The following is a 20376-nucleotide window of genomic DNA, read 5'->3' as shown; positions in this document are numbered from 1 at the left end:
CGCGGGCGGAAGGGTCACCGCCGGTCACGGTGGTGTCGCGGGGGTGCCCGGCGGCAATCCTCGCAACTGCCGCTGCCGTTCCACGGCGACGACGAGCGCCACCGAGGCGAGCACGACGGCACCGGCGAGCACCTGCCGGCCGGTGAGCCGCTCGTCGAGCACCACCATGCCCAGCAGCACCGCGATCACCGGGTTCACGTAGGCGTACGTGGCCACGAGTTGCAGGGGCGCGCGGCGCAGCAGCCAGGTGTAGACGCTGAACCCGACGACGGTGCAGACCAGCATCAGGTAGGTCCAGGCGACCCAGGAGCGGCCGGTGACCTCGGCCAGGCGCAGGCGATGCCACTCGCCGGCGGGCAGGGCGGCCACCGCCACGGCCGCGCCGCCGGCGAGCATCTGCCAGCCGGTGCCGACCAGGTGGTCGGCCGGGGCGGGCAGCCGTTGGGTCAGCGTCGAGCCGGCCGCCCAGACCATGGTGGACGCCACGATGGTGGCGATCCCGGCCAGGTGCAGGCGCTGGTCACCGGCGAGCACCAGCAGGGCCAGCCCGGCGAGTCCGCCGAGGACCCCCACGACGGCCGCCGGCCGGGGGCGCTGCCCGCCGCCGAGGCGGATCGCCAGCACCCACAGCGGCATCGCGGCGACGAGCAGGGAGGCCAGGCCGGACGACACGTACTGCTGGCCGACGGCGAGCAGGGCGCTGCCCGCCCCGACCATGAGGAGGCCGCCGGCCAGCACGCCGGGCCACCGGTCGCGGGGCAGGCGCAGCCGGTCCGCTCCGTTGCGGGCCGCGACCACCGCGAGCACCAGGGCCCCGGCGGCGAGGAACCGGCCGGCGGTGGAGACCATCGGCGGCAGGCTCTCCAGGGCCACCCGGTTGCCCAGGTAGGTGGAGCCCCACAGCAGGTAGACCGCGCCCAGCCCGGCGGCGAGCGCGGCCGGTTCCACCGGTGGTGGGCCCACCACCGGTGGCGCCGCCGCGGCGGTGGGTTCAGCGCCGGACATGGGACCGGGTCACGGGGTCACCGCCGGGGCGTCGAGGTCGCACTGGGCGGCCACGGCGTCGGCGAACGCCTCGGGCTGCTCGTCCGCCACGAAGTCGGTGCCGCCGGGGATGGTGACCAGCGGGGCGTGCGGCAGGGCGGCCCGCACCTGCGGCGTCATCCGGTCGACCAGGTCGTCGGCGCCGTGCAGCAGCACGGTCGGCACCGCCGCCAGGGCGGCCGTGTCCAGCCGGTGGTCGAAGACGGCCCGGTACGCGGTGGCGTAGTCCGGCCCGGTCAGCAGGTACTCGGCGACCTGCCGGTCCGCCTCGTCGGGGCTGAGCCGGGGGTAGAGCCCCCAGACGCGGTCCCAGATCACCCGCAGGTGCGACCCGTCGCGCTCCGGCGTGTAGCCGGGGGCGTACGTCGCCTTCTTCTGGGCGCGTTCGGCATCGTCGTAGAGCGGCAGCCCCTGCAGGATGAGCCGGCGGACCCGGTGCGGGGCCCGCAGGGCCGCCTCCGCGGCGATCACCGCGCCGGTGTGCTGGCCGAGCAGGTGCACCCGGTCCAGGCCGAGGGCGTCGGCGGTCTGCCAGAGCGCGGCGGCGTACTGCGGGATCGTCCACGGCTGCGGCGGGGCGTCGGACATCCCGAAGCCGGGGGTGTCCACGGCGACGACGTGCAGCCCGCGCCGGGCCAGCGGGGCCAGCGCCACGTCGTAGGTCGCCGACGACAGCGGCGACTGGTGCACGACGAGCAGGGTCGGGTGTCCCGGCGTCCCGGCGTGCCGGTAGTGGATTTGGCCCCGGGGCAGGTCGACGTAGCCGCGCGCGGCGTGGCCCCGCACCCGGGTCACGCGGTCACCGCCAGGGCGGCCATGACCTCGATGACGTGCCTGATGCCGTCGCGGTAGTCGTCGAGGCGGATGTTCTCGTTGGGCCCGTCCACCCCGGAGTCGGCGCGGGACACGCCGACGCCGACGATGGGCCGGGCGGCGAGGGCCCCCTGGTTGCCGATCCACTGGGTGTACGGCTCGATCACGGGCTCGGCGCCGTACGCGCGGCGGGCGGCGTCGGCGACCAGGGCGACGAACGGGTCGCGGTGGTCGGTCATGTTCGGCCGGCTCGTCGCCATCACCTCGATGTCGACGTCGCCGAAGCCGGTGGCGGCGAGGTGGTCGCGGACGGCGGCGAGGACCCGCTGCGGGTCCTGGCCGGGCACCAGCCGGATCTCGACCTTCGCGGCGGCGGTGGCGGGGATGCCGAGGGTGACGTCGTCGCGCATGTCGCCCCCGGCGATGCCGGCGACGGTCAGCGTCGGCACGGTGCGGATCGCCACGGCGGCCTGCCGGTCGTCGAGACCGCCGGTGAAGCCGCGCACGCCGGCCCGCTCGCGCAGGAAGTCGCCGTCGAACTCCACCTCGGCGAGCAGGTCACGCTCGGCGTCGGTGAGCGGGCGGACGTCGTCGGCGAAGCCGGGCACGGTGACCGTGCCGTCGGGGCGCTGCAACTGCGCCAGGGCGGCGGCGAGCCGGGCCGTCGCGGCCGGCAGCAGCGCGGTGTTCTGGCTGGTCAGGTCCCGGGGCAGGGTACGGACGGTGAGCCGCAGGTAGAGCACGCCCTTCTCGGCGAGCTTGAGCAGCGGCCGGTCCTGCCCGTCGCGCCACGAGTTCTCCCACAGCGCCGCGTCGCTGTCGAGCCGGTCGGCGTACGCCGCGCAGAACGAGCCGAGGCCGGGGCTGTGCAGCCACTGCTTGCCCTCGAAGATGAACCGGCTGGTCACCGGCGGGGTCAGGCCCGCCAGCCGCCAGGCGGCCACCGCGTGGATGCGCGACATCAGCGCGCCCTTGTCGTCGGCGACGCCCCGGGCGTAGAGGCGGCCGTCGTGGATCTCGGCCGCGTACGGCGGGCTGATCCAGTCGGCGTCGTCGCCGGCCGGTTCGACCTCGACGTCGTAGTGGGTGAAGTGCAGCAGCCGGCGCTGCCCCGCGCCGGGGATCTCGGCCAGCACGTACGGGTGGGACTGCTCCCACTCGATGATCTCGGCCTGGCCGCCCCAGCGGTGCACGGAGTCGGCGATGAACCGGGCGGTGGCCGCCATCTGGTCGGGCTCCTGCCGGCGGCTGCGGATGCGGCAGAGCTGCTGGAGTTCGGCGACGAACTCGTCGAAGTGGGTGTCCACCGCGGCGAGCGCGGCGGCGGTGTCCGGGTGGGGCATGGGTTCCTCCGCGGGGCTCAGTGGATGGTGACGCCGCCGTCGACGAAGACGGTCTGGCCGGTGACCATCGCGGCGGCGTCGCTGAGCAGGTAGGCGACGGCGTTGGCGACGTCGTCGGGGTGCGCCATCCGGCCGAGCGGGATGGTGGCCAGCTTCTCGGCGAGGTACGCGGCGTCGCCGCGCACGTCGGTGGTCATGTCGGTGGGGACGATGGTCGGGCCGACCGCGTTGACCCGGATGGCGTCGCGCGCCCACTCCAGGGCCAGCACCCGGGTCAGGTGCAGCACCCCGGCCTTGCTGACGCAGTAGCCGACGGTGTTCAGCACGGCGATGTGCCCGTTGGTGGAGCCGAGGTTCACCACGGCGCCCCGGGCGGCGCGCAGCGCCGGGTACGCCGCCTGGCACATCCGGAACGTGCCGGTGAGGTTGACGTCCAGGACGGTGGTGAAGTCCTCCTCGGTCATCGTGGCCGCCGGCCCCCGGCGGACCACGCCGGCGTTGTTGACCAGCAGGTCGAGCCGGCCGTGCCGGTCGAGGACCCCGGCGACCAGGCCCGCGCAGGAGCGCGCCGAGCGGATGTCGACCCGGTGGCGGCTGTGCGGCCCGCCGGGGTCGTCGACGTCGGCCAGGTCGGCGTGGGCGACGACCGCGCCCCGCGCGGCGAGGGTGGCGGCGATCCGCGCGCCGATGCCCCGCGCCGCGCCGGTGACCAGGGCGACCCGGCCGTCGAAGCGGTTGACGTCGCCGGTGCCGGTCATGCGCCGATCACCTTGGTGTCCTCGGCCCAGAAGGCGAGCCGACGCTGCAACAGCCGGATGACGAAGTGCGCGACCAGCCCCATCACCGACAGCACCACCAGCACGGCGAACATGCCGGCGATGTCGAAGTTGTAGTTGGTCTGCAGCAGCAGGTAGCCCAGGCCCTCCTTCGCGCCGATGAACTCGCCGACGACCGCGCCGAGGATGGCGAAGACGATGCCGATGTCCAGGCCGGCGAAGATGAACGGCAGCGCGCTGGGCAGCCGCACCATCCGGAAGATCTGCGCCCGGCTGGCCCCGAAGACGGTGAGCATCTGGATCCGGTCGGCGTCGGCGGCCCGCAGCCCCTCGATGACGTTGACCAGCATCGGGAAGAACGAGATGACGGCGGCCATGACCACCTTGCTGGTGAGCCCGAAGCCGAACCAGAGCACGAACAGCGGCGCGAGGGCGACCTTCGGCACGGTCTGGAACGCCACGATGTACGGCATCAGGGTGGCCTCGACCACCTTGATCTGGGAGATAAAGGTGCCCAGCAGCACGGCCGCGCCGACGCCGATGGCGAAGCCGAGCAGCGCCTCCTGGGTGGTGACCCAGAAGTGGCCCCAGAACTGCTCGTCGGTGAGCTGCCGGTGCAGCGCCTCGACGATCTGGGAGGGGCGGGGCAGCACGTACTCGTCGACGTCCAGCAGCCGGGTGCCGTACTCCCAGGCGAGCACGACCACGACGAAGACCGTGGGGACGAGCCAGAGCTGGGGGCGTTCGCGCAGGTCGACCCGGCGTCGCCGGGTGGCCGTCGGCCCGGGGGCCGGGGCGGTGGTGTCCACTACCTCGGTGTCTGTCATGGCGGCACCTCCTCAGTCGATGACGCCGGCGGCGTTGAAGTGGCGGCGGATGCGGTCGACGTAGACGCCGGCCCGGTCGGAGGACATGACGCCCAGGTCGCGGGGCCGGTCCAGGTCGATGGTGAGGATCTCGGCGATCCGGCCGGGGCGGGGGCTGAGCACCACCACCCGGTCGGAGAGGAAGACCGCCTCCGGGATGGAGTGGGTGACCAGCACCGCGGTCTGTCCGCTCTCCCGCCAGATGCGCAGCAGCTCGACGTTCATGTACTCGCGGGTCATCGCGTCGAGCGCGCCGAACGGCTCGTCCATCAGCAGGACGGCGGGGTCGTGCACCAGCGCACGGCAGATGCCGGCGCGCTGCTGCATGCCGCCACTGAGCTCGTGCGGGTACTTCCGCTCGAAGCCGGTCAGGCCCACCATGTCCAGCAGTTCCTGGGCGCGGGCCCGGTGCCGGGCGGGATCCAGCTTCTGGATCTCCGCCGGCACCATGACGTTGTCGAAGATGGTGCGCCAGGGCAGCAGCGTGGGGGCCTGGAACACCATCCCGACCTCGCGGAGGGGGCGGACCACCTCGGTGCCGGCGATCCGCACCGTGCCGGCCGTCTTCGGGCTCAACCCGGCGAGGATCTTGAGCAGGGTGGTCTTGCCGCAACCCGACGGGCCAACGACCGAGATGAACTCGCCGCGGCGTACGGTCAGGTTGATGTCGTGCAGGGCCTGGGTCGGTGCCGACCGGCGCGGCCGGTACTGCTTGTCCAGCCCGGCGACCTCGATCCAGGAGTCCTCCGACACCGTTGCCGGCTGCTGCGTCCGGCGACCCATCGCCTTGATGGCCATCGAATTCCCTTCCGCGTCCGCTGCCGCTACTTGGCGGGGTAGTTGGCGGCCTTGTCGAGCACCGCGGCCTTGTCGAAGTCGTTGGCCCCGGCGAGCAGGCCCGGCTCCCACACGTCGCCGAGCTGCACGTCGCCGGTGATCTGGCCGGCCTCCTTGGTGTACGCCTGGGTCTTGGTCCACTCCTGGTCGCTGATCGCGCCCCAGTCGCCGAACTGGTCGGGCGTGCCCGACGCCGGGGTGGCGGTCTTCAGCCAGGCGGTGAGGCTGCGGGTGTCGGCCGGCAACTGGTCGGCGGCCTGCTTGCCGGCGAGGATCTGCGGGAACACCTGGTAGCCGATCCGCATGGCGGCCTCCGGGTTCTTCGCGGAGAAGAGCATCGCCTTGTACGCCGCCCGCAGGAACCGGGTGTAGACGTCCTTGTTGTCGTCGAGCTTGCGGGCGCCGACGGCGAAGCTCAGCGACCGGATGCCGTCGAAGGCGTCGGGGTTGTCGAGGTACTTCAGCGTGATCCCGGAGTTCTCGATCACCGCGTACGCCTGGGTGTAGAGGGCCAGCATGTCGACCTTGCCGTCGTTGAGCGCGGCGGCGGCCGGCGCGCCGACGCCGACCGGCAGCAGCTCCACGTCCTTGGCCGGGTCGAGGCCGGCGGCGGCGACGAAGGCCCGGGCGTACGGCGCGGAGCCGGAGGCCAGGCTGATCACGCCGATCTTCTTGCCCTTGAGGTCGGCGCCGCCGGTGAGCGTGCTGTCCGGCTTCACCGCCATCACCCACGGCCAGTTCTGCACCAGGCCGCCGATGGCCTTGACCGGCACGTTCTTCTCGACCGCGCCGAGGATGGAACCGCTGTCGGCGGCGGTCAGGTCGGCGCTGCCCGAGGCGACGGCCTGCAGGGCGGCGACGGAGCCGTCGGTGTTGATCGTCTCGACGGTGAGCTTCTCCTCCGCGAAGTAGCCGAGCTCCTTGGCCACCGCGTAGACGGCCACCTCCTCCTTGGGACCGATGACCGCGGAGGCGATGGCGAAGGTCAGCTTCGCCGGTGCCCCCTCCTCGGCCGCCGCGTCGTCGCCGGAGCCCCCACATCCGGCCAGGGCCAGCGCGGCGACCAACACCGCCGGCAGCACACCCCACTTCTGCTTCATATCGACACCTCGTCCTCAGGGTTCTTTGGGTAGGGAAGATCGGCCGCGCGGGATCCACGCGGCGGGTGGGACGGTTCGGTGATGCCGGCCGTGGTGCGGCCGGTGGGCCGGGCGGCCCGGGGAGGGTCAGCGGGACGGGTCCCGCGACGCCACGGCGATGGCGAGGTCGTTGTAGACGTGCTGCTCGACGATCAGCCCGTCGCGCAGGACGAACACGTCGGCGTAGCGGATCCCGTCGAACGGCTCGCCGTCGGGCCACTGCCCGTACAGGCGGCCGAGGGAGGTCACCGAGACGCCGTCGGCGGCGGCGCCGACCAGGTACCGGTCGCGGTGCTTGCGCACCCACCGGTAGGTGCCGGTCGACGCCGACGCCAGCTCGGGCAGGGAGGCGAAGCGACGTCCGCCGGGGAAGACGATCAGCGCCCCCGGGGCGAGCAGCCGCCCGGCCCGGTCGAGGTCGCGGTCCTCGCAGAGCTGCAGGTAGTGGTCGACCAGCCCGGCGGCGTCCATCAGCCGCTCTTGCCGCTCAGGGCCGCTTCCCACTGGTCGCGCAGCGGGTGCTCGGCCGGGCCCTGCTCGGTGAGGATGCGCATCAGCCGGGTCAGCAGCAGGTCGCGTTCCCGGTCGAGCACGGCCTGCCCGTCGGCGTCGGCGGTGAAGCCGTCGAGGTCGCCGGGGCCGAGCACGTCGCGGCGGACGAGCAGTTGCTCCAGCGCCCGCAGCCGCTGCCGGTCGACGTGCAGCTCGGTGGAGAGCTGCAGCACCAGGTCGAGCAGCTTGCCGAGGCGGGGGTCGCCGAAGTAGTCGAACTCGGTGCTCATCACGCCTCCGGCTTCGTCGCGGCCAGCACGGCCCAGGGGAAGTGCCACTCGACCCGGTCGCCCCAGCCCTCGGGGCGTACGCCGTCGCGGCGCTCGTCGAACGGGGTCCAGCTCGCGTCGACCAGGCCGGCCTCGGCGCAGACGGCGAGCAGGTCGGAGCCGAACAGCGCGTGGAAGAACGGCTCGTTGTTGCGCTCGGCGTGCTCGTAGACGGTGGCGTCGCGCAGCGGGTCGCCGGTGAGCTGGAACTCCAGGAAGCGCAGCGCGCCACCGGGCTTGAGCAGGCGGGCCGCCTCGACGATCGTCTCCCGGATCGCCTCGGCGGGCATCTCGTGCAGGACCATCGTGCCGGTGACCACGTCGCAGGAGGCGTCGTCGAGGCCGGTGGCCCGCCCGTCGGCCTGCCGGTAGTCGATGGCCAGCCCCTGCGCCTCGGCCTCGGCGTGCGCCAGGCGCAGCCCGGGCGCGGCCAGGTCGACGCCGATGACCTGCGCCGACGGGTAGCGGCCGACCAGCGGGCGGGTGCTCTTGCCGAACCCGCAGCCGATGTCGACGACCCTGGTGGCCCCCGGCAGGTCCGGCAGCGCGGTCTCGGTGAACAGCCGGTGGAACTTGTAGCCGTCGTTGTCGCGCAGCATGACGATGCGCGCGCCGAACTCGTAGACGTAGGCGGACATGTCGTCGGAGAAGAAGCCGCCCGGCTGGATGTGGATGTCGTAGTCGGTGTACCAGGTGGGCAGGTCCACGTCGGGGTCGAGGGTGAGCGCGCCGAGCGGCTGCGCCGGCACCTCGGCGAGCTGGGCGGCCAGCTCGTCGCGGCGGCCCAGGACGGCCTCCCCGGCGGCCTTCCACAGCATCTTCTGCTGCACCCGCTCCAGGTGGCTGAACCACGGGTAGAGCGGCAGGTCGCGCAGGGTCGCGCCGGCGTCGGCGATGGTGGCCGCCGGTTCGCCGGTGGCGGCGTACTCCCGGGTCAGGGCGGGGTAGACGGTGTCCGCCCAGCGCTTGCGCAGGCCGAGGACGAAGTCCACGGCGGAGCGTTCGTCGAGGGTGAGTCGATCCTCGATGTCCAGCATGCGGATCTCCTTGCGTCGCGCCGGCCCGGTGAGGCGGGCGGCTCGGTGAGGGGATGCTCGGGTCGGTGCCGGCGGGGGTCCGCCACCGACGTGGTCAGTAGGCGAGGGCCACCGCGGCGGCGTCGGGGCTGTCGTGGCGGCCGAGGAACGCGCCGGCGAACCGGCCCTCGTAGACCGCCTCCAGCGTGGTGCGGGGTGAGTTGGCGTCACCGACGAGGTGGATCCGGGGTCCGTCGGGTGCCGCGTCCAGGTGGCGGAACAGGGTGTCGTCGGCGGCCGGCGCTGCGGCGTCGACGACGGCGGTGACGCCGGCGACGGGAACGTCGGCGCCGGCCAGTGGGCCGGTCAGGGCGATCGTGTCGCCGCCCACGACGCGGGGTGTCCGCAGTGGATGGACGACGACACCGAGTTCGGTGAAGCGCCGCAGCAGCGCCAGTCGGGAGTAGGTGGTGATCCGGGCGGCGAGGCTCGCCGTCGGGGAGACGAGGTGCACCCGGGCGCCCCGCCGGGCCAGCGCCTCGGCGACGGAGGACGCCGCCCAGGTGCCGTCGTCGTCGAGGACGACGTACGCGCCGGTGCCGGCGTCGGGCGCGGCGAGCAGGTCGACCGCCTGCCACAGGTCGAGCACGGGTGGCCCGCCGGGCAGGGCGCGGCGGGCGGGGCGGGAGCCGGTGGCCACCACCACGTCGTCGTATCCGCCGGCGCGTACCCCGGCGGCGGTGACCCGGTGGCCGAGGAGGATCTCGACGCCGGCGGCGTGGGCCTCGGCGGCGAGGTCGCGGGTGAGCAGGCCGAGCCGTTCCCGGCCGGGCACCCGGGCCGCGACGCGGACCTGGCCGCCGAGGTCGTCGGCCGCCTCGGCGAGGGTGACCCGGTGGCCGGCGCGGCGGGCGGCGGTGGCGGCGGCCAGGCCGGCCGGGCCGCCGCCGACCACCAGCACCCGACGGGCTGGCACGGGCCGACGCCGGGCCGCGGCCCACTCCCGTTCGACGCCGACCTCGGGGTTGACCACGCAGGTGATCGGCAGGCTGGCCTCGACGCGGGCGATGCAGCCCTGGTTGCAGGCCAGGCAGGAGCGCGTCTCGTGCTGCCGGCCCTCGACGGCCTTGCGGACCAGGTGCGGGTCGGCGATGTGCGGGCGGGCCAGGCCGACCAGGTCCGCCTCGCCCGCCACGATCAGTTCGGCCGCCTCGGGCAGGCTGTCGAGCCGGCAGACCGCCAGCACCGGCAGGTCGGGGAACTCCCGGGAGAACTGGGCGGCGTGGTGGCGGAAGGGCGCGTGCCCGAAGCTCATGTCGGCCATCTGGGTGGCCAGCGACCAGCTGCCGTGGTAGGCGGAGTGGCTGACGTGGACGTAGGCCAGCGGGTGGTCGGCGCGCAGCCGGGCGACGATCTCCACCATCGCGTCGGGGTCGAGCCCACCGGGGAGGAACTCGTCGGCGCTGATCCGCAGCCCGACCGGCAGGTCGGTGGCGGCGTGGACGGCGTCGAGCACCTCCCGGGTGAGCCGCATCCGGTTGGCCAGGCTGCCGCCGTAGTCGTCGTCGCGGCAGTTGGTGTGCGGGGAGAGGAACTGCTGGAGCAGGTGCCCGTGTCCGGCGTGGACCTCCAGCCCGTCGAAGCCGGCCCGCCGCATCCGGCGGGCGGCTGCGGCGAACGCGTCGACGACGGTGGCGAGGTCGCGCCGGCCCATGGCGTGCGGCACGTGCGCCCCGGCGGCCCACGCCACCGGGGAGGAGGACCAGGCGGCGGTGCGGGTGGCGTCGCCGTTGGCCTGCCGGCCGGCGTGCATGATCTGGGCGAAGATCCGGGCGCCGTGCTCGTGCACGGCGTCGGTGACCCGCTGGTACGCCGGGACGCACGCGTCGGTGAAGGCGCCGAGGCTGATGCTGCGTCCGGCGCTGGTGGGGTGCACCCGGATCGCCTCGGTGATGATCAGCCCGACGCCGCCACGGGCCCGCTCGGCGTGGTAGGCGGCGAGTCGGGCCGTGGGCTCGTTGTGCAGGCCGAAGTTGGTGGTGTGGCCCGGGACGAAGACCCGGTTGCGCAGGGTCAGCGAGGCGATGCGGACCGGCGAGAGGAGCTGCCGCAGCTTCTCGTCGACCATGCGCGGGCCTCCTGTCTGGACCTACCGCCCCCGACCGCAGACCGTTCGGGTGAACCGTACGCCGTTCGAACAAGAGGAACGCTAGGGCTGTCGTTCACCTCCCGTCAATGACTTACCAGTCAGTAACTTCACTTGAGACCGGGCCTTGACCTGCTGTTTCTCTCAGCCGAACGGGGCGGCACGCCGAGCGCATCGCACGCCTGCTCGTACATCCGGACCACCTCCTGGCGGATCTCGGCCCGCTCGCTGATCCGGCGGGCGAACGGGATCCGCACCGGCACCTCGATGCCGGCGACGGCGACGGCGAAGTCCATGCCGTCGGCGTCCAGCCCGGTCGCCCGCGCCCGGGTGGCGTCCGGGCAGCCGCCGAGGGTGCGGCAGATCAGCAGCGAGTCGTCGGCGTGGTCGGCGTTCATGTGCCGGCAGACCGCGTGCACGGTGTCGGCGTCGAACGGTTGCCCGGCGTCCGCGTCGAGCGGTTTGCCGGGGTCCGCGTCGGACGGGTGCCCGGCGTCGTCGGGCGCGGTTCGGTGCGGCCGGCCGGTCACGCCACGGCCTCCGTCGCCCCGGGGTCGGCGTCGGGCACGTGCCGGGCCAACGCGGCGAAGACCGCCGTGTTGTGCCGGTACGCCAGCAGCACCTCCTCCAGCAGGGCGGCCTCGGCCGCCGGGTCGAGCGGCAGGGCGTCCAGCCGCGCCCGGTAGGCGTCCTTGTACGCCTTCGGCCGGGTGATCCGGTCGAACGCGTAGAAGCCGGCCCCCGCCTGCCCGCTCAGCCCGTACCGCCGGGCGACGGCCCGGCCGATGTGCCGGCCGCCGGAGAGGTCGCCGAGGTAGCGGGTGTAGTGGTGGGCGACGAAGCGCTCCGGGGACGTGGTGGCGACGGCGCGGATCCGGTCGGCGTAGGCCCGCGTCGCGGGATGCACTGCGCTCCGCCGCGCCCAGTCCGGCCCGACCAGGTGCGTCAGGTCCGTCTCCAGCGCGGGCAGCCGGGTCAACGCGTCGTCGACGAACGGCCCGGCGAGCGGGTCGTCGCGCATCGCCTCGGCGGCCGACTCCAACGCCTGGTACAGGGCGTGGTGCTGCACCACGAGGTCGACGTAGCCGGCGAGGTCCACGTCGCCGGCGACCAGCGCCGTGACGTAGCGCTGACTCTCGGCGGCGGCGTGGGCCCCCTGGCTGGCGGCCCGCAGCCGGGCCGAGAACGGGATGGGTGGCGTGCTCATCTATTCCTCCGGAACGGCGGTGCGGTGGGCCGGGCCCCGGCGGGGCACGACCAGCGGCAGGCGGGTACGCGGGTGCGGCACGACCTCGATGTCGTGCCGGTAGACCTCGCTGAGCAGGGGTGCGGTCAGGACGGCGGCCGGTGCCCCGGTGGCCCGTACCCGTCCGTCGGCGAGCAGGGTCATCCGGTCGGCGTACGCCCCGGCCAGGGCGAGGTCGTGCAGCACCACCACGACGGCGTCCCCGGCCTCGGCGCGGTCGCGGGCGATCCGCATGACCAGCTCCTGGTGGTGCAGGTCGAGGGCGGCGGTCGGCTCGTCGAGCAGCAGCACCCCGGCCCGCTGCGCCAGCGCCCGGGCCAACGCCGCGCGGGCCTGCTCGCCGCCGGAGAGGGTGGGGAACGGCCGGGCGGCGAACCGGATCACGTCGCAGCGCCGCATGCTCTCGGCGACGATCGCGTCGTCGTGCGCCTGTTCGGGCCGCCCGGTCCAGGGCGCGCGCCCCATCCGGACGACGTCGACGACGGCGAACGGGAAGCTCAGGGTGTGCCGCTGGGTCAGCACCGCCCGGCGCATCGCCAGTTCCACGGCCGACCATCCGCCGAGGGGCCGGCCGTCGACCTCGACGGTCCCGGCCACGGCCGGCAGGTCGCCGCTGGCGGCGGCCAGCAGGGTGGACTTGCCGGCGCCGTTGGGCCCGACCAGGGCGTGCACCTCACCGGCGCGGACGGCGAGGTCGACGCCGTCGAGGACCGGCCGGCCGGCGCGTTCGACCCGCAGCCCGGCGACCCGGATCCGGGTGCTGCCCGGCGTCGCCGGGGTCGGCGGCTGCGGTGCCGACCTCCGGCCGAGCACGCGCAGCCGCACCCGCCCGCGCGAAAGTCCTGGGCCGCCGGAGGGGGTCGGGTTCCCGGGCCCGGTCACGCCCAGCCTCCCGCGCGGTCCCTGGTGCGCCGCAGCAGCCAGAAGAACGCGGGCCCGCCGACGACCGCGGTGAGCACCCCCAGCGGCAGTTCCTGGTAGTCGACGAGGGTGCGGGCGGCGAGGTCGGCGGCGACGACCACGATCGCGCCGCCGAGCGCGCTGGCCGGCAGCAGCAGCCGGTGCCCGGGGCCGGCGACCATCCGCACCAGGTGCGGCACGACCAGGCCGACGAAGCTGATGATGCCGGTGAAGGCGACCGCGGCCGCGCCGAGCAGCGCGGTCACCACGATCATCCGCACGCGCAGCCGTTCCACGTCGACGCCGAGGTGGCGGGCGGACCGTTCGCCGAGGGCGAGCAGGTCGAGCCGGCGGGCGTCGGCGAGGGTGGCGGCCAGGCCGACCGCGAGGCAGGGGGCGGCCAGCCCGACGGCCGACCAGCTCGCCTGGGCGAGGCTGCCGAGGTTCCAGAACGCGATGGCCTGCACGCCGGACTCGTCGGCGACGAACATCAGCAGCCCGATGGCGGCACCGGCGACGGCGTTGACGGCGACGCCGGTGAGCACGAGGGTGACCACCTCGGTCCGGCCGCCGGAGCGGGCGAGCGTGTAGACCAGCCAGGTGGTGGCGAGCCCGCCGGCGAACGCGGCGGCCGGCACCGTCCAGCCACCGAGGACGGTGACGCCGGTGACGATGGCCAGGGCCGCGCCGAGGGCCGCGCCCGCGGAGACGCCGATGACGCCGGGTTCGGCCAGCGGGTTGCCGAAGACGCCCTGCATCACCGCCCCGGAGCAGCCGAGCGCCGCGCCGACCACGGCGGCGAGCGTCACCCGGGGGAAACGGACGAGCCACAGCGCGCTCTCGCCGTGCGGGGCGGCGGGGCGGGGACCGACGTCCAGGCCGAGCCGGTGCAGCACCGAGCCGAGCACCTCCGCAGGGGCGACCGCCACCTGCCCCCGGCCGGCGGCGAGCAGGGCGACCAGCAGCAGGCCGGCGGCGAGCCCGGCGAGCAGGAGCGCAGCGCGCCGGGTCCCGCCGGGCCGGGCGTCCTGCGGCGCGGCGTCCACGGTGGCCGGTGGGGTGTCGGTGGCCGGTGGGGTGTCGGTGGCGGTCACGACCGGCCCTGGCAGTGCAGCGCGTCGGCCAGGGCCCGCACGACCCGGCCGGAGCGGGTGCCGAAGGTGAGCAGGACGCCGTCGTCCATGTCGACGATCCGGCGGGCGGCCCCGGCGGGGGTCTGCGCCACGCCGGGGAGCCCGAGCAGGCCGTCGACGCCGCCGACGGACGCCAGCCCGCCGCTCATCACCAGGATCACGTCGGGGGCCGCGTTGATCAGGCCCTCGCTGGTCAGCGGCCGGAACTTCGCCAGGCCGATCGCGGTGCCGGCGTCCACCCCGCCGGCCGCCTCGATCATCGCGTCGGAGCCGGCGCCCCGGCCGCCGATCAGGTAGACCCCGGCGGTGCCGCGCAGGTAGAGGAAGGCGACGCGGGGCGACGCATCGTCGGGCACGCCGTCGCGGGCGGCGGCGATCTCGCCCTGGACCCGGGCGACGAGCCGCTCGCCGGCCTCGCCGACGCCGAGCGCGGCGGCGATCGCCCGCACGTGTGCGGGTACGGCGTCGAGGGTCTGCTCGGCGGCGACGAGGACGACGGGGATGCCGGCGGCGCGCAGCTGGCGCAGCGTCTCGGGTGGGCCGATGCTGTCGTCGGCGAGGACCACGGTGGGGGCGAGGGCGAGCACCGCCTCGGCGGACAGGTCGTGCCCGGCGGGGGTGACCACGGGCAGGTGCGCGGCGGCCGGGAAGGTGGTCGAGGTGTCCCGGCCGACGACGTTGCCGCCGAGGCCGAGGCTGAACACGATCTCGGCGATCGAGCCGTAAAGGTTGACGGGCAGGATCCGCGTCGCGTCGGTGACCGTGGTGGCGACGCCGTCGGCGGAGGTGACGGTGACCGGCAGGGCCGGGGTCGGCACGGGGTCGAGCGGGGTGACGTCGGTGTCGGGCAGGGCGGCGGTGACCGGGCCGCAGGAGGTGGCGGAGGGGGTCTCGCCGCCGGCCGCCGGGGCGGTGCAGCCGGTCAGGGCGCCGGCGAGCAGCAGCAGGGCGGCCAGCGGCGCAAGGCCCCGGACGGGCACGACCGCACGGCGGGCGACGGCACGGCGGGTCACGGGGCGGCCTTTCGCCGACGGCGGCGCAGGCCGGCGAGCAGCGTCAGCCCGAGCAGCGGCAGGACCAGCGCGGCGAGCCACCAGCCGCCGGTGCCGGAGGCGGCGCTGACCCGGGTGACCTGGGCGGCGGGGTCGACGGTGCCGCCCGGGGCGGCGACCGCGTCGGCGCCGGTGGCGGCCGGCGCCGCGCTGCCGGCGGGCGCGGCGGCGACCGGGGCGGCGGCCGTGGTGGCGGCCGGCGGGGCGGTGGTGCGCGCGGCGGGCCCGGTGGTGGCCGTGCCGGCGGTCCCGGTGCTGGCCGGCGCGGCGCTGGTACGGGCGGGGGTGGCCGCGGCGGCGAAGGTGATCGGCACCCGGACGTCCTGGGACCGGTCGGCGGGGCGGGTGTGGTCGGCGCGGGTGGCCACCACGCACCGGCGGACGGTGCAGTCCACGTCGCCGATGCGGGTGCCGACGGTGAGGGTGACCCGGAACGACCCGCCCGCTCCGTACGGCACGGCCAGTCCCTCCCCGTAGGAGGGTGGGTTGGAGGAGATCCAGTGCGAGGCGCCGGTGCTCCCGGTGGTGTCGGCGCCGCCGCCGCACGGGCTGGGCGCGGCACCGGCGCCGTTGTCCACGCAGTAGGCGACGTAGATGCCCTTGGTGACGTCGTAGCCGGTGCCGGAGACGGTGACGCTCGCGCCCGCGCGGGCGACGCCGCTGCTGGGCGTGACGGTGAGCACCTGCCCGCCGGCCCCTCGGCCGGTGCCGGCGTGGGCCGGCACCGCACCGGCGGCGACACCAAGGGTGATCAGTGTTGCGGTCAGGACGGCGCGACGCAGTGCTCGCATCAGGCTCCCCACATGACGGATCCGGCCGGCTGACGCACCGACCGTGACTAAGGTTTGCCTAACCTAAGCGACACTTCCCCAGTTCACAAGGGGTTCTTCGGGCCAAGATCTTCGACCCCTCGCCCCTGTGCCGTCGCAGTTAGGTTTGCCTAACCTCAACCACTGTCCGTATTGGGCGTGAGAAAGGAACAGCATGGTCCGATCCAGAACCGGTGCCGGCCGGTGGCGGTCGCTGCGGTGGGCGACGGTCGCCCTCCTCGGCGCCTCGGCCGCACTCGTCGGCGCCGCACCCGCCTCGGCGGCCGGGGCCGACATCAGCACCGGCAGCCTCACCTGGGGCTTCAAGTCGTCGTTCCGCAACTACGTCAACACCGGCAACGGCAACCCGCCGATCGCGGCGAGCAACGGGGCCAGCATCAACAGCGACGGCACGTTCACCTTCCCCGCGAAGGGCGGCACGTACGACGCCGACACGGGCGCCATCGACGCCGAGTACGGCGGGACCGTGGTCTTCTCGTACCCGGCGCACATGTTCACCATCACCCTGGCCAACCCGACGGTCGCCGTCTCCGGCGGCACCGCCGCCCTGAAGGCGGACGTCGACCTGGCCACCACCGCCGCCGAGCCGGTCTCGGTCCGCCAGGCCACCATCGCCACCATCGCCGTCACCGGGGGCAACCCGGGCGGCAGCGGCGGCACGGTGACCGCGACCGACCTGGCGGCGACGCTGACCGCCGAGGGCGCCAGCGCGTTCAACGGCTTCTACGCGGCCGGCGCGGCGCTCGACCCGCTGTCGTTCACCTTCTCCACCGGTGGCGGCGGCGAGCCGGTCGGCCCGGCGGTCGCCGTCAGCCCGTCCACCGGCGTCGACCCGGCCGGGGCGACGATCACGGTCGAGGGCAGCGGCTTCGACCCGGAGGCCAACGGGGCGGCCGGCATCTACGTCTCCTTCGGCCCGAAGGTCGACGAGCACTGGACGAACGCCGGCGTCCTCCAGGTCACCAAGTGGGTGAGCAAGACGAACGAGCCGACGGAGGCCCGCGACCGGCTCAACGCCGACGGCACGTTCCGCACCACCCTGCCGATCAGCGCGGTCTACACCGACCGCACCGGCGCGCAGGTCGACTGCACTCAGGTGCAGTGCTACGTGATCACCTTCGCCGCCCGCGGCTCGGCCGACCGTAGCCAGGACACCTTCACCCCGGTCACGTTCCGCAGCACCCCGGTGGGCGGCGGCGACGCCGACCAGCAGATCACCGCCACCGTCACCGGCGGCGCGCTGACCCTCGGCGTGGCCGGCTCCACGGTCGCGCTGCCGGCGGTCAGCAACGGTCAGGTCGCCAGCGGGGCGCTGAACACCGCCACGGTGGCCGACCTGCGCGGCACCAACGCCGGCTGGAGCCTGGTCGGGCAGGTCTCCGACTTCGCCTCGGCCGGCGGCGGCAGCATCGACGCGGACAACCTCGGCTGGGTGCCGAGCGCGTCCGTCGTCACCGACGGCCTCGCCGGCACGCCCGGCGTGGTCACCCCGGGCGCGGCCGCCGCGCCCGGGACCGGCCTGGGCACGGCGCGCGCGCTGTGCACCTCGGCCAGCGGCGCGAGCAACGGCACCTTCGGCTGCGGCGCCCAGCTCAACCTCGGGATCCCGGCGTCCGCCCCGGCGGGCGACTACACCGCGGTCCTGACGCTCACCCTCTCCTGATCACGGCACCACCCGGTGGGACGGGCCCCGCGCCCGTCCCACCGGCCCGACCACCTGCGGAGCCCGGCATGCCCCTGCCCACCGCCCTGTCCCGGGCGAGCGTCGCCCTCGCCGCCGCGCTGCTCACGGCGGCGACCCTGCCCGCGCCGGCCGACGCCGCGCCCGCCCCGTCGCCGAGCGTCGACGCCACCGACCGCACCGGCGCGGCCCGGTGGGCCGTGCAGCCCTCCAGCGCCAAGGGACCGACCGGGCGCAACTACTTCATCTACGACCTGGCCCCGGGCAGCACCCTGACCGACCACGTCGGCATCACCAACCTCGGCGACCGCCCGCTCACCTTCGACGTGTACGGCACCGACGCGTACACCACCGCCGACGGCGCGTTCGCGCTGCTGCCGGCCGACCAGCCCGCCACCGACGTGGGCTCGTGGATCCGGTTCGAGCGGCGGGCCTGGACGGTCCCGCCCGGCGAACGGGTCGACATCCCGTTCCGCCTCGCCGTGCCGGCCGACGCCACCCCGGGCGACCACGCCGGCGGGGTGATCGGCGCGGTCGCCCGCGCCCGGACCACCGCCGACGGGCAGCGGGTCCTGGTCGACCAGCGCCTCGCCGCCCGGGTCCACCTGCGGGTCACCGGCCCGGTCCGCCCCGCCGTCACCGTCGAGTCGGTCGACCTCTCGTACGACAACCCGATCGACCCGTTCGCCGGCGGCGACCTCGTGGTCCGCTACCGGGTGCGCAACACCGGCAACGTCCGGGTCACCGGCAGCGGCACGGTGCGCGTCGCCGGGCCCTTCGGCTGGGAACAGGCCCGCACCTCCCCCACCGACCTGCCGGAGCTGCTGCCCGGGGGCACCTTCACCGTCACCGAGCGGATCACCGGCGTGCCCCCGCTGCTGCGGCTGACCGCCGAGGTCGACCTCGCGGCGACCACCACGGACACCGCGCTGCCGCCGGTGCTGCGCTCCGCCGGGGTCTGGGCCCCGCCGTGGGTGCCGCTGGCGCTGCTCGCGGTCGCCGGCTGCTGGGGCGGGCTGCGGTGGTGGCGGCGGCGCCGCGCCCCCGGCGACGGTGGGCGGGCCACCGTGGACGCCGGGCGGGCGACGGCATGACCGCCCGGACCCGCGCCGCCGCCCCGCTGGCCCTGGTCGCGGCCCTGGCGCTGGCGCCCGGGGCGGCCGGGGCCCCCGAGGACGGGCCCGGCGTCACCCTGCCCGCCGGGCCGCTGCGCGTCGGGCAGCGGGTGCTGGTCGGCCTCGACGGCTGGCCCGCCGGCACGGTGCAGGTCGAGGTGTGCGGCAACGCCGCCCGGCGCGGGGCGCTGGACTGCGCGACGGGCGACGCCACGCACGCCCAGGTGCCGCCGTCCGGCCGCGCCCGGCTGCCGCTGCTGCTGGCCGCCCCGCCGGTGGCCTGCCCCTGCGTGCTGCGCGTCCGGACGCCGACCGGCACGGCCGCCGCCACCGCCGACCTGCCGCTGACCGGGGTGGACGCGCCGCCCGCCGCGCCGGGCGTCCCGGCCGCGCTGGCCCTGGACGCGTTGCGCGCCGACGACCGGTCCGGACCGGGCGGCTGGTTCGGCCTGCCGGGCGAGCTGGCCGTGCGGTTCACCCTGCGCAACCCCGGCACCGAGGACGTCACCGACCCGCCGTTCACGCTGCTCGTCGGGCCGCCCGGCCGGGCCCGGACCATCGTGGCCGCCCCGGCGATCGGCACCGTAGCCGCCGGGGCCACCCGCGACTACCTGATCACGGTGCCCACGGGCGCGGCCCCGTACGGGAGGTTCGAGATCGACGGCCGGATCGAGGTGCCCGGCCGCCCGGTCGCCTTCACGGTGCAGGCCGCCCGGCGGCCCTGGGGCCTGCCGGTGGCCGCGGCGGTCCTCACGGCGGCGCTGCTGCTCGCCCGACGGGGCGGCCGGGCATCGGCGCGGTGACCCGTTTCCGCAGCTCGGATGCCGTCCCGACGGTGTCACTCGCCCCTTCCCAATGCGGGCGGGAGGTGAAAGGCTGTCGGAGAGCCCGGCGCACCGCACGCCCGGCACCCGCCCCGGGCGCGGCCACGACGGTTGGCACGACGGTCCCGGGCGGACGTCCTTCCTGACTGTCCCCCGCCCTGCCGGATGAAGGGACCGCCCGCCGATGAGCGAAGCGCTGCGCTGGCCGATGACGCTGGCGCTGGCCGTCGTGGCCCCCTACTTCGCGTCCCGGCTCCTGCGGCCGGCGGCCGGCGGCGGGCCGGCACGCCCCGCCCGGCACCGCGGCTGCGACGCCGCCCACCTGCTCATGGCGGTGGCGATGACGGCGATGGTGTGGACGGTCGCCGTGCCCGGGGCGGTGTGGGTGGCCGTGTTCGCGCCGGCCGCGCTGTGGTTCGTGGTGCTCGCCGCCCGTTCGCCGGGCCGGCTGCCGCACGGGTCCCGGGCGGTCACCTGGTACTTCGCGGTCTCCATGGCGGCGATGGCCTGGATGGCCTGGCCGAGCGGGCACCCGGGGGGCGGGGGCCATCACGGCGGCCCGGCGGGGGCTCTCTGGTGGCCTTCGGTGGTCAGCCTCGCCCTGGGCGGATACCTGCTGCTCACCGCCGGCTGGTGGGCCGGTCGCGGCCTGCGGCTGACGCCGTGGTGGCCGGACCAGGCCGGGGCTGTCGCGTCCCCGGCCGGTCCCGCCGTGCGGGTGGAGGGCCTCTGTCACGCCACGATGGGGGCGGTGATGGGGCTGATGCTGCTGGCGATGGTGTGAGGCGGGGGCG

The 20376-nt window shown here is 75.4% G+C and carries 21 protein-coding genes; 4 read left to right on the top strand and 17 right to left on the bottom strand.

Going from position 1 to position 20376, the window contains the following annotated elements; all coding sequences use genetic code 11:
• Positions 1-24: 24 nt before the first annotated feature.
• The 17 genes from GA0070558_RS17835 to GA0070558_RS17755 all read right to left on the bottom strand — a co-directional run bounded on the left by GA0070558_RS17835 (position 25) and on the right by GA0070558_RS17755 (position 15923).
• Complete coding sequence (locus GA0070558_RS17835) at positions 25-1005, bottom strand: EamA family transporter (RefSeq protein ID WP_091281383.1); 981 nt, start codon at positions 1003-1005, stop codon at positions 25-27.
• A gap of 9 nt (positions 1006-1014) precedes the next feature.
• On the bottom strand, positions 1015-1839 hold the full coding sequence (locus GA0070558_RS17830) for an alpha/beta fold hydrolase (RefSeq protein WP_091281380.1): 825 nt from the start codon (positions 1837-1839) through the stop codon (positions 1015-1017).
• Positions 1836-3200, bottom strand: coding sequence for a M20/M25/M40 family metallo-hydrolase (locus GA0070558_RS17825; protein WP_091281376.1), 1365 nt, complete (start codon positions 3198-3200; stop codon positions 1836-1838). Before GA0070558_RS17825 ends, GA0070558_RS17830 begins: the two co-directional genes overlap by 4 nt.
• A 17-nt stretch (positions 3201-3217) precedes the next feature.
• Positions 3218-3958: an SDR family NAD(P)-dependent oxidoreductase gene (locus GA0070558_RS17820; RefSeq protein ID WP_077939774.1), complete on the bottom strand. Its 741-nt coding sequence runs from the start codon at positions 3956-3958 to the stop codon at positions 3218-3220.
• Positions 3955-4803: an ABC transporter permease gene (locus tag GA0070558_RS17815; protein WP_077939773.1), complete on the bottom strand. Its 849-nt coding sequence runs from the start codon at positions 4801-4803 to the stop codon at positions 3955-3957. Before GA0070558_RS17815 ends, GA0070558_RS17820 begins: the two co-directional genes overlap by 4 nt.
• Before the next feature lie 12 nt (positions 4804-4815).
• Positions 4816-5640, bottom strand: coding sequence for an ABC transporter ATP-binding protein (locus GA0070558_RS17810; RefSeq protein WP_176734254.1), 825 nt, complete (start codon positions 5638-5640; stop codon positions 4816-4818).
• Between the two features lie 26 nt (positions 5641-5666).
• The gene (locus GA0070558_RS17805; RefSeq protein WP_077939772.1) at positions 5667-6779 is read right to left on the bottom strand and encodes an ABC transporter substrate-binding protein; all 1113 of its coding nucleotides are present in this window, start codon (positions 6777-6779) and stop codon (positions 5667-5669) included.
• Positions 6780-6905: 126 nt separating this feature from the next.
• The gene (locus GA0070558_RS17800) at positions 6906-7289 is read right to left on the bottom strand and encodes a nuclear transport factor 2 family protein (RefSeq protein ID WP_077939771.1); all 384 of its coding nucleotides are present in this window, start codon (positions 7287-7289) and stop codon (positions 6906-6908) included.
• Entirely contained in the window at positions 7289-7600 is a 312-nt protein-coding gene (locus GA0070558_RS17795) for a hypothetical protein (protein WP_077939770.1), read from the bottom strand. The genes GA0070558_RS17800 and GA0070558_RS17795 overlap by 1 nt, the downstream gene beginning before the upstream one ends.
• Entirely contained in the window at positions 7600-8676 is a 1077-nt protein-coding gene (locus GA0070558_RS17790; protein ID WP_077939769.1) for a class I SAM-dependent methyltransferase, read from the bottom strand. Before GA0070558_RS17790 ends, GA0070558_RS17795 begins: the two co-directional genes overlap by 1 nt.
• Positions 8677-8770: 94 nt before the next feature.
• The gene (locus GA0070558_RS17785; RefSeq protein WP_091281373.1) at positions 8771-10783 is read right to left on the bottom strand and encodes an oxidoreductase; all 2013 of its coding nucleotides are present in this window, start codon (positions 10781-10783) and stop codon (positions 8771-8773) included.
• A gap of 128 nt (positions 10784-10911) precedes the next feature.
• Complete coding sequence (locus GA0070558_RS17780; protein WP_228986567.1) at positions 10912-11331, bottom strand: DUF2470 domain-containing protein; 420 nt, start codon at positions 11329-11331, stop codon at positions 10912-10914.
• A complete protein-coding gene (locus GA0070558_RS34460; protein ID WP_077939767.1) occupies positions 11328-12008 on the bottom strand; it encodes a biliverdin-producing heme oxygenase in 681 nt (226 codons plus the stop codon). Before GA0070558_RS34460 ends, GA0070558_RS17780 begins: the two co-directional genes overlap by 4 nt.
• A complete protein-coding gene (locus GA0070558_RS34455; RefSeq protein ID WP_256091993.1) occupies positions 12009-12860 on the bottom strand; it encodes a heme ABC transporter ATP-binding protein in 852 nt (283 codons plus the stop codon).
• Between the two features lie 65 nt (positions 12861-12925).
• Positions 12926-14041 carry a FecCD family ABC transporter permease gene (locus GA0070558_RS17765; protein WP_077939765.1) on the bottom strand — a complete coding sequence of 372 codons (1116 nt, stop codon included), beginning with the start codon at positions 14039-14041 and terminating at the stop codon, positions 12926-12928.
• On the bottom strand, positions 14038-15093 hold the full coding sequence (locus GA0070558_RS17760) for a heme/hemin ABC transporter substrate-binding protein (protein WP_228986565.1): 1056 nt from the start codon (positions 15091-15093) through the stop codon (positions 14038-14040). Before GA0070558_RS17760 ends, GA0070558_RS17765 begins: the two co-directional genes overlap by 4 nt.
• Positions 15090-15923 carry a neocarzinostatin apoprotein domain-containing protein gene (locus GA0070558_RS17755; protein ID WP_091281369.1) on the bottom strand — a complete coding sequence of 278 codons (834 nt, stop codon included), beginning with the start codon at positions 15921-15923 and terminating at the stop codon, positions 15090-15092. The genes GA0070558_RS17760 and GA0070558_RS17755 overlap by 4 nt, the downstream gene beginning before the upstream one ends.
• A gap of 193 nt (positions 15924-16116) precedes the next feature.
• Here GA0070558_RS17755 and GA0070558_RS17750 point away from each other — a divergent pair, with 193 nt between their 5' ends.
• From GA0070558_RS17750 to GA0070558_RS17735, 4 genes are all read left to right on the top strand, one after another.
• Complete coding sequence (locus GA0070558_RS17750; protein ID WP_077939758.1) at positions 16117-17625, top strand: HtaA domain-containing protein; 1509 nt, start codon at positions 16117-16119, stop codon at positions 17623-17625.
• Between the two features lie 68 nt (positions 17626-17693).
• Positions 17694-18737, top strand: coding sequence for a WxL protein peptidoglycan domain-containing protein (locus GA0070558_RS17745; protein WP_091281365.1), 1044 nt, complete (start codon positions 17694-17696; stop codon positions 18735-18737).
• On the top strand, positions 18734-19561 hold the full coding sequence (locus tag GA0070558_RS17740; protein WP_141722236.1) for a hypothetical protein: 828 nt from the start codon (positions 18734-18736) through the stop codon (positions 19559-19561). The genes GA0070558_RS17745 and GA0070558_RS17740 overlap by 4 nt, the downstream gene beginning before the upstream one ends.
• A 205-nt stretch (positions 19562-19766) precedes the next feature.
• The gene (locus GA0070558_RS17735) at positions 19767-20366 is read left to right on the top strand and encodes a DUF5134 domain-containing protein (RefSeq protein WP_077939755.1); all 600 of its coding nucleotides are present in this window, start codon (positions 19767-19769) and stop codon (positions 20364-20366) included.
• The last annotated feature ends 10 nt before the right edge of the window (positions 20367-20376 follow it).

The sequence above is a fragment of the Micromonospora haikouensis genome (assembly GCF_900091595.1).
Classification (GTDB): Bacteria; Actinomycetota; Actinomycetes; order Mycobacteriales; family Micromonosporaceae; genus Micromonospora; species Micromonospora haikouensis.
The sequence above is the reverse complement of the archived record's forward strand: the minus strand, read 5'-3'. Positions and strand labels throughout refer to the sequence as shown.